This window comes from Streptomyces sp. URMC 124, assembly GCF_051386455.1.
Taxonomy (GTDB): domain Bacteria; phylum Actinomycetota; class Actinomycetes; order Streptomycetales; family Streptomycetaceae; genus Streptomyces.
In genome coordinates this window covers 1-8,069 of the sequence record NZ_JBPQTS010000229.1, presented here as the reverse complement: position 1 = coordinate 8,069, position 8,069 = coordinate 1, and the positions used below count along the sequence as shown (strand labels likewise).

General features: G+C 71.7%; 8 protein-coding genes. 5 read left to right on the top strand and 3 right to left on the bottom strand.

Features of this window, described 5'->3' with window-relative positions:
• The 3 genes from ACSNOG_RS30685 to ACSNOG_RS30675 all read left to right on the top strand — a co-directional run.
• The coding region (locus ACSNOG_RS30685; protein WP_436755976.1) for a hypothetical protein at positions 1 to 415 on the top strand (415 nt) is incomplete at its 5' end.
• A gap of 8 nt (positions 416 to 423) precedes the next feature.
• Positions 424 to 1,191, top strand: a complete 768-nt coding sequence (locus tag ACSNOG_RS30680) for a hypothetical protein (RefSeq protein ID WP_436755975.1) — start codon at positions 424 to 426, stop codon at positions 1,189 to 1,191.
• 88 nt (positions 1,192 to 1,279) lie between these two features.
• Positions 1,280 to 2,932 (top strand): MDR family MFS transporter, encoded by a 1,653-nt coding sequence (locus tag ACSNOG_RS30675; RefSeq protein ID WP_436755974.1) that lies wholly within the window; start codon positions 1,280 to 1,282, stop codon positions 2,930 to 2,932.
• Positions 2,933 to 3,010: 78 nt separating this feature from the next.
• On the opposite strand, the gene ACSNOG_RS30670 is transcribed toward ACSNOG_RS30675, so the two are convergent.
• Positions 3,011 to 4,309, bottom strand: a complete 1,299-nt coding sequence (locus tag ACSNOG_RS30670; protein ID WP_436755973.1) for a hypothetical protein — start codon at positions 4,307 to 4,309, stop codon at positions 3,011 to 3,013.
• A gap of 84 nt (positions 4,310 to 4,393) precedes the next feature.
• Between ACSNOG_RS30670 and ACSNOG_RS30665 the strand changes: the two genes are divergently transcribed.
• Together ACSNOG_RS30665 and ACSNOG_RS30660 are read left to right on the top strand one after the other, a co-directional pair.
• Positions 4,394 to 5,245 carry a hypothetical protein gene (locus ACSNOG_RS30665; RefSeq protein ID WP_436755972.1) on the top strand — a complete coding sequence of 284 codons (852 nt, stop codon included), beginning with the start codon at positions 4,394 to 4,396 and terminating at the stop codon, positions 5,243 to 5,245.
• Between the two features lie 32 nt (positions 5,246 to 5,277).
• Entirely contained in the window at positions 5,278 to 6,387 is a 1,110-nt protein-coding gene (locus tag ACSNOG_RS30660) for an ADP-ribosylglycohydrolase family protein (protein WP_436755971.1), read from the top strand.
• 191 nt (positions 6,388 to 6,578) lie between these two features.
• Here the strand turns inward: ACSNOG_RS30660 and ACSNOG_RS30655 are convergent, their stop codons facing one another.
• Positions 6,579 to 6,782: a DUF397 domain-containing protein gene (locus ACSNOG_RS30655; RefSeq protein ID WP_190021708.1), complete on the bottom strand. Its 204-nt coding sequence runs from the start codon at positions 6,780 to 6,782 to the stop codon at positions 6,579 to 6,581.
• A gap of 212 nt (positions 6,783 to 6,994) precedes the next feature.
• Entirely contained in the window at positions 6,995 to 7,858 is an 864-nt protein-coding gene (locus ACSNOG_RS30650; RefSeq protein WP_436755977.1) for a helix-turn-helix domain-containing protein, read from the bottom strand.
• Positions 7,859 to 8,069: the final 211 nt, after the last annotated feature.

Here is an 8,069-nt window from a genome sequence, read left to right as displayed (position 1 = left end):
CGCCCCCGACTGGTCCACCCCCCTCCCCCCGCATCACGCCGAGCGCTTCGGGCGGATCGTTGCTGCTGAGCTGCGCGGGGATCTGGTGGGGGCGGCGCTCGCGGCGCGGGAGCTGGAAGGGGTGCTCGACCGGGAGTACGGGCCGTTGCATCCGCACACCGTCGGCGTGCTGGGCACGCGGGCCTGGCTCGCGCTGCTGCTGCAGGAGGACTGGGCCGCGATCATGCGGCTGCACCTGCGGTCGGCCGAGCGCCGCCACAACGCCCAGGCGCCCGCCGAGGAGACCCGGCGCATCCTGCGCAACGCGCGGGCCGTGTGGTGGCGGCTCGCCGCCGTCGACCGGGCCGAGGCGGACGAGATCCAGCCGGAGCTGCAGCGCGTATCCGACCTGGTCGAGGGCGTCCTTCCGGAATAATCGCGATCATGCTGCCGCCCCCACCGCTGCCCGGCTCGTACGAAAGCGGTCCCCACGGACTGCACCGGCGTCTGCTGCCGGACGTGATGGCGGCGGGCTCCGCGTATCCGCTCCTCCTCAGCGGCTCCTACGCCCGGGAGGCGCACGGTCTCCTTCCTCCGGGGGCCGTCCGCAGGGACACCGGGCTGGAGCTGATCACCGAGGCCCCCGACGCCATGGACGAGCTCGTGTCCTGCCTCTGCGCCGGGTTGCGCGAGCGTGGCTGGCAGGCCGAACCGCGCGAGGCCGGACTCGTCGTCACCGACGCGGCGACCGGTGAGCACTGCGCGGTCGCGCTCCGCCAGGAGACCCTGTCGCGGCCCCCGGTGCTGGGTTCGTACGGGGCCGTGCCCGCCGTCGAGGACGTGGTCGGCATGGCCGTGCGCGACCTCGCGGACCTCGGGCTCGCCCGTGACCTCGTCGACGTGCGGGCCGCATCCGCCGACTGGTCGCACATCGAGCTGGAGGAACTCGGCCGCCGCCACGCCGGCCCGGGCGCCGCCGCCTTCGACCTCACCGACCTCCAGGCCCGGCTCGCCGGCGCCGAGTGGATCGCCGACTCGGAGTTCGCCGCGTACGGGCTCGACGACACCGACCGTGCGGAGCTGCTGCGCTGGGCCGAGGCCTGGGTGGACGACATCGCGGAGCGGCTGATGGAGGAAGCCCCGTACGAGGACGAGGACGAGGAGGACGAGGCTGACGACGGTGACGGTGACGGCGACGGCGAAGAGAGTTGATCATCCGTCTTGACCTCAACTTTGCTTGAGGTTCCATCCTTGAGTCATCGCCTCAGCAGGGCCTCGGCCAGGGATGGATGGAACGACGATGACGGACACAACTGCTCCGAGCACGCCGGTGATCGACCGGCGCCGCATGAGACTCGTCATGACCGGGCTGATGCTCGGCCTGTTCATGTCGGCGCTCGACCAGACCATCATCTCCGCGGCGCTGCGCACCATCGCCGACGACCTCAACGGCCTCTCGCAGCAGGCCTGGGCCAACACCTCGTACATGATCACCTCGGTGATCACCACGGCCCTCTACGGCAAGCTCTCCGACATCTACGGGCGCCGGCCGCTCTACGTCATCGCCGTGGCCGTCTTCGTCGTCGGCTCGGTGCTGTGCGGACTCGCCCAGTCCATGGTGATGCTGGCGGTGTTCCGGGGCATCCAGGGGCTCGGCGCGGGCGGCCTGATGAGCCTCGCGTTCGCCATCCTGGCCGACCTGCTGCCGCCCGCCGAACGCGGCCGCTACCAGGCCTGGTTCGGTGCCGTCTTCGGCGTCTCGGCCGTGGTCGGACCGGTCGTCGGCGGGTTCTTCGCCGGGCTGGACAGCTTCGCCGGTGCCGCCGGCTGGCGCTGGGCCTTCTTCATCAACGTGCCGATCGGGGTCGCCGCCGTCCTGATCGTCCTCAGCCAGGTGCGCATCCAGAACGACCGCTCCTCCGACAAGCCCGACATCGCCGGCGTCATCACGCTCGTCCTCTTCCTCGTGCCCGTGCTCTTCGCCGTCGAGGAAGGGTCCAAGTGGGGCTGGGGCTCGGCCGGCACGCTGGGGCTGTTCGCCGTGGGGGCCGTGGGGCTCGTGCTGTTCGTGATGACGCAGCGGCGGGCCGGGGCCGCGGCCCTGCTCCCCACGCCCATGTTCCGCAACCCCGTCTTCTCCCTCTACAACGGCGTCAACACGATCGTCGGCGCCGCCGTCTTCGGCTCGCTCGCCGTCCTGCCCCTCTACCTCCAGATCGTCAAGGGCCTCTCGCCGACCGAAGCCGGCCTGATGCTGCTGCCGCAGACGCTCGGCATCATCGGCGGCGGCCGCCTGTGCAGCGCCTACGTCACCCGCACCGGCAACTTCAAGGGCTTCATGCTCCTCGGCATCCTGCTGATGATGGCCGGCACGTTCTGGTTCGCGACGTTCGGCGCCGACACGGCCCTGTGGCAGGCCGGGGTGGCCGCCGCCGTCATGGGCCTCGGGATCGGGATCGCCTGGCAGGTCATGCTGGTCGCCATCCAGCGCGGCCTGGAACCGCGGTACATGGGCGCCGGCATCGGCTCCTTCGCCTTCTTCCGCTCCATCGGCGGCACCGTCGGCATCAGCGTCTTCTTCTCGCTCTTCTTCGGCACGGTCGGCGGCCGGATCTCCGACGCCTACGCCTCCGCCGCCTCCGACCCGGCCTTCACGGAAGCCCTCGCCGACCCGGCGGTGACGTCCCAGCCCGCCAACCGGACCCTGCTCGCCGGCCGCAACGGAGCCGTCTCCCTGGACGACAGCTCCTTCCTCGCCCACGCCGACGCCCGCCTCGCCCACCCCTTCCTGGAGGGCATGGCCCAGGCCATGCAGACGGTCTTCCTGGTCAGCGGCTCCCTCCTGGCCCTGGGGCTCGTCCTGGCCCTCATCCCCAGGGACCGCCGCCCGGAGACCGGGGCCGCAACGGCCCCCTCGGCCCCGTCGCCGAAGAAGGCCGCGGCACATCAGTGACGCGGACGCGGCGCGCAGCGCGCGCAGCCCAGCACATGCGGGCAGGGCCCGGGTCGCCGACCCGGGCCCTGCCCGCATTCAATCGCCGTTGCCGACGCCGCCCTCGTTCGCGGTCGTGGACCTCCGCCGGTTGTTCCCCGAGCGCAGCCTGATCCACGTGTCGTCGGCCTCGTCGTCGGGATCGAACTCGTCGGAGACGTCCAGCGCCGCACCGCCCGTCGGGTCCAGGTCGCCCGGCCCGCCCTGCCGACCGCGGCCGCCGGAGGAGGGGTCGTCCCGTTCCGGGTCCGCGGTAGCGTCGTCCTGCGGGGCCTCCGGCCCAGTGGTCGGAGCAGGGGCTTCCTCCCTGTCGTGGTGGTCCGGGGACTCGGCCGTCGAGGGTGCCTCGGTGTCCGGCTCCTGCCGGGCCTCCGGCGCACGCCTGGCGTGGTTGTCCTGAGGCTCGGCGGGGTCGGGGGCCGCGTCCGGGTCATCCGAGTCGTCCGGGTTCTCCGTGCGCGAGGCCGTTTCCGCTGCTCCCTCCGCCGGCTCGGGCGCGGACGGTTCGGGGGCGTCCTGCGCCTCCGTGGGCTCGGGCGCGTTCTGCGCGCCTTCCGATGATGCGGCCGGTTCAGCCGGTTCAGCTGCGTGAGCCGGCTCGGGTGCCTCGTCCGTATCGTGCGCATCGGCAGGCTCCGGCGCGGCTTTCGCGGACTCGTCGGCGTCCGTGGACTCGTCGGCGTCCTCGGCTTCCTCGGGCTCTTCCGGCTCGTCGGGCTCTTCCGGTTCCTCCGGCTCCTCAGGGTCTTCAGGCTCTTCCGGGTCCTCAGCGTCCTCGGGCTCTTCCGGTTCCTCGGGCTCCTCGGGCTCCTCAGGCTCCTCAGGCTCCTCAGGCTCCTCTACGTCCTCCGAGCCCTCCGCCTCTTCCGGTTCTTCCGCCGCCTCCGGTTTCGCTGCCGGCTCCGCCCCCTCGGCCTGCCCCGCTTCCTGCGGGGCCTTCGGTTCCTCCGCTTCCGTCGGCTCCGGTGCAGCGTCGGACGCCTCACGCCCGTCCGACCGCTCGCCCTCATCAGAGGACTCGGCCCCGCCCTCGGGCGCATCCTCCGCGTCCGGCGGCTCGGGTGCTTCCTCCGTTTCCTCCGCGTCCTCCGCGTCCTCGGCCTCCGTCGGCTCCGGTGCGGCGTCGGACGCCTCGCCCCCGTCGGAGGCCGCGCCGGGTTCGGGCGCCTGCTCCGATTCCTCCGATTCCTCCGGCTGCTCCGGCTGCTCCGCCTGCTCCGGCGCGGACGGCTCGGGGGCGTCCTGCGCCTCCGTGGGTGCCGGGGCCTCTTCCGCCCCGGATTCCGGGGACGGCGGTTGCTCGGGGGGCTCTTCCTTCTCGCTGGGGCGGTCGCTCACGACTCAGCTCTCGCCCCGGCTCCGGCACCCGCTCCGGCACCCGCTCCGGCACCCGCTCCGGCACCCGCCCCGGCTCCGGCTCCGGTGCCCGCCCCGCCGGGCGGTGGCGGCGGCACCGGCGGCGGCAGGAGCAACAAGACCCTGCTCGCCGTCGTCGGCGGTGTCGTGGCCCTCGCCGTCATCGGCGGCGGCGCGTTCTTCCTCCTCAAGGGCGGCGACGACAAGAAGGACGACCAGAAGGTCACGGCCGACGGCACCCCCAAGGCCGGGGACAAGCCCGCGGACAAGCCGGCGGCGGAGGGCGGGCAGCAGAAGCCCGCCCAGGAGGGCGGCCCGCAGGCCGTGCCCGCCGGATGGCAGACGCAGACCAGCAGGGAGCACAAGCTCCAGTACGACGTGCCCGGCACGGGGGAGAAGTGGAAGGTCTTCCCCCAGGACACGATGATCGCGTACACGGACGCCTCCGGTAAGCCGCAGATCACGATGCGCGACACCGCCAACTTCACCGAGGGCGGCTGCGCTTCGTCCGCCAACCCCAACGCGATCGGCGAGGCCGGCAAGGGGCAGCTCGCCACGGTCGGCACGGCGGGCGGCGACGCCTCCATCAGCATCCAGGAGAACGCCCGCAACTGGGCGGGCAACTGGGGCATGTACGCGTACGGCGGCCTGAGCAACAAGCCCAAGATCGAGGTCACCCAGGCCACGCCCTGGAAGCAGAACGGCATCGACGGCTGGACCGCCACCGCCAAGGTCAAGGTCGCCAACCGCCCGAGCCCGTGCGTGCCGCCCACCGCCATCGTCAAGAGCATCGTGTGGAAGCTCCCCAGCGGCGAGTTCGCCAGCTGGATCATGTACGCCGACCAGGGCGTCTCCGGCGCGCTTCCGGAGTCCCGGATCGACGAGATCATGAAGACGGTCCGCCCGCTCAAGGGCTGAGCCGGGCGGGTAACGGGAAGGGGCGGGACACCATGACCACCACCGCACTGTGGAGCCGGGCGCAGCAGCAGGACTTCCGCGCCCGGGTCCGTGGCTGCCTGCTCGGCGGGGCGATCGGCGACGCCCTCGGCGCGGGCATCGAGTTCCACTCGCTGACGATGATCCGCGACCACCACGGGCCGGCCGGCGTCGGCGACTACGTACGGGCCTACGGGCGGCGCGGCGCGGTCACCGACGACACCCAGATGACGCTGTTCACCGTCGACGGCCTGATCCGCGCCGAGATCCGGCGCGACGGCGGCACCTGGCCCGCGGCGGAGGAAGTGCACCGGGCGTACCTGCGCTGGCGGGCCACCCAGCGCTACCAGGAGCCGGACCCGCGCGACCCCACCCTGGGCGGACTGGGGCGCCAGTCGTGGCTCCACTCGCAGCGGGCCCCCGGCAACGCCTGCCTGTCCGGGCTGGACGACGACCGGATGGGCACCCTCGCCGCGCCCAAGAACCCCGAGTCCAAGGGCTGCGGCACGGTGATGCGCTCGGCGCCGTTCGGCCTGCTGGTCGACCGGGAGCCCGCGGAGGTCTTCCGGCTGGCCGCCGAGTGCGCCGCGCAGACCCACGGCCACCCCTCGGGCGTCCTCGCGGCGGCTGCCTTCGCGGCGATCGTGCACGGCATCGTGCGCGGCGGGACGCTGGAGGCCTCGGTGCAGCAGGCGCTCGGCCTGCTGGTGCAGTGGTCCGGCCACGAGGAGACGACGGCCGCGCTGCGGCAGGCGCTCGACGCGGTACGCCAGGGCGCCCCGACGGCCGAGCGGCTGGAAGCGCTCGGACAGGGCTGGGTGGCCGAAGAGGCCCTCGCCATGGGCCTGTACTGCGCGCTGGTCGCCGAGGACATGCGGCACGGGCTGCTGCTCGCCGTCAACCACAGCGGCGACTCCGACTCCACGGGCTCCATCTGCGGCAATCTGCTCGGCGCGCTGCACGGCGAGACCGCACTGCCGCCCGACCTGCTGGCCGAGCTGGAGGGACGGGCCGTGATCGCCGAACTCGCCGACGACTTCGCCATGGAGCTCACCCAGGGGGCCCAGCTGCACGGCCCGGGCGTGGTGTCGCCGGTGTGGACCGCGCGCTACCCGCAGGGCTAGCGCCGGAGGGCCGACGCGGTGGCCCCGTGGTCGTTGCGATTGCACAATCGCGGGTAGCCGTCGCGCCGTTACGGAGCCGGCGCGCGGGCCCGGATACGGCGGAACCCCCTCGGCCGGGACGGCGGACCAGTCGAGGGGGTTCTGCGCGGAACTGCCTTGAAGTGTTGAAGATGTCGTATCGGCCGGACTTATCAGAAGTCGTAGGCGCGACGGGAAACGGTCGTCACAAAGGAGGACCAGGCGCCGGGCGTGAAACCGAGAATCGGTCCCTGGGGGTCCTTGGAGTCACGGACCGCGATGGACTGGGGGAGGGGGGAAGCGACCTCCACGCAGTCGCCGTTGGCCAGCGAGTACGAGGACTTGCGCCACGTGGTGTTTCCCTGCTGGATGGCCATGATTGCTCCCATGCCTTGGTGAGTATGTGCCTTGATCAGAAACGCCGGTCGGAACGCCGGTTTCCCGAGGTGCGACCGACGTTACGCGCCAACATCACCTGATGAACGGGCCATTCACTCGACCGGATGGCATATTCGGGAACGCCCTTCCCGGTTGACCGGGCGAGGTGTACCGTGCGGCCGCTGCGCCGCTCGGAGACGCCGGGGCGTGCTCAGACCTCCGCCGCCCACTCCTCCGCGACCCGGTCGATGAACTGCCGGGAGTGCTCCGCGTTGAGGGCCTGCATGCGCAAATGCTCGTACATCACGCTGTACGTCTGCACATCGTTCGGCTTCTCCAGGTAGAGGTCACTCGTGATCCCCTCCAGATAGACCGTGCTGGCGTCCTGCGGGTCGTTGAACTCCAGAATGGAGAACTTTCCGTACATGCCCGGATGCGCGCCCACGTCGTACGGCAGCACCTGCACCGTGATGTGCGGTTCGAGGCTGAACTGCACGAGCTGGCGCATCTGTTCCGCCATGATCTCCCGGCTGCCGACGATGCGCCGCAGCGCCGACTCGTCGATGACCGCCCAAAGACGCAGCGGATTCTCCGGATCGCTGATCCGTTCCTGCCGCCGCATCCGCACCTGTACGCGCCGCTCGATATCGGCCGCCGTCGCCTCCGGCCAGGAACCCTCGGTCACGGCGCTCGCGTAATTGGGCGTCTGCAGCAGACCCGGTACGAGGGACGCCTCGTACACGCGCAGTGAGGCCGCGTCCGTCTCCAGGCCGATGTAGACGCTGTAGGGAATGTCGCCGAAGGCGTGCCACCAGCCCTGCTGGCGCGACTCCTTGGCCATCTGCATCAGCGAATCGACAATGCGGTGGTCCTCGACCCCGTACACCCCGCAGAGATCGCGCACGTCGCGCTGGCTGATGCTGCGACGGCCGTTCTCCAGGCGGCTGATCTTCGACTGGGAGACGAGCAGCCGCTCGGCGACCTCCTCGGCGGTCATGCCCTTGAGCTCGCGGAGCTTGCGCAGCTCCTGCCCCAAGCGGCGCCGCCTAACGGTGGGATTGACACTGGACGCCACGGGACGCACCTCCGGCTCCGTCATGCTGCTGTCTCCTGACCTCGCAGCCTGCCACCACATGCCGGGGCGGCGCTGGAAAATGCCACACAGAGTCCGCCTGCGGTGAAGGGTTGCCGGGGCCGGTCGCTGCGGACCGTGCATCGTCCCGTGCACGTGCACGCGGGGTGGTGGGACATGCTGCGTTGCGCTGTTCTCCAGGCGGTCAGCGAGC

What these genes read in the sequence shown, in the direction of transcription:
- ACSNOG_RS30655 (WP_190021708.1), bottom strand. Translation starts at nt 6,782, where the DNA reads ATGGCCATCCAGCAGGGAAACACCACGTGGCGCAAGTCCTCGTACTCG.
- ACSNOG_RS30660 (WP_436755971.1), top strand. Translation starts at nt 5,278, where the DNA reads ATGACCACCACCGCACTGTGGAGCCGGGCGCAGCAGCAGGACTTCCGC.
- ACSNOG_RS30675 (WP_436755974.1), top strand. Translation starts at nt 1,280, where the DNA reads ATGACGGACACAACTGCTCCGAGCACGCCGGTGATCGACCGGCGCCGC.
- ACSNOG_RS30680 (WP_436755975.1), top strand. Translation starts at nt 424, where the DNA reads ATGCTGCCGCCCCCACCGCTGCCCGGCTCGTACGAAAGCGGTCCCCAC.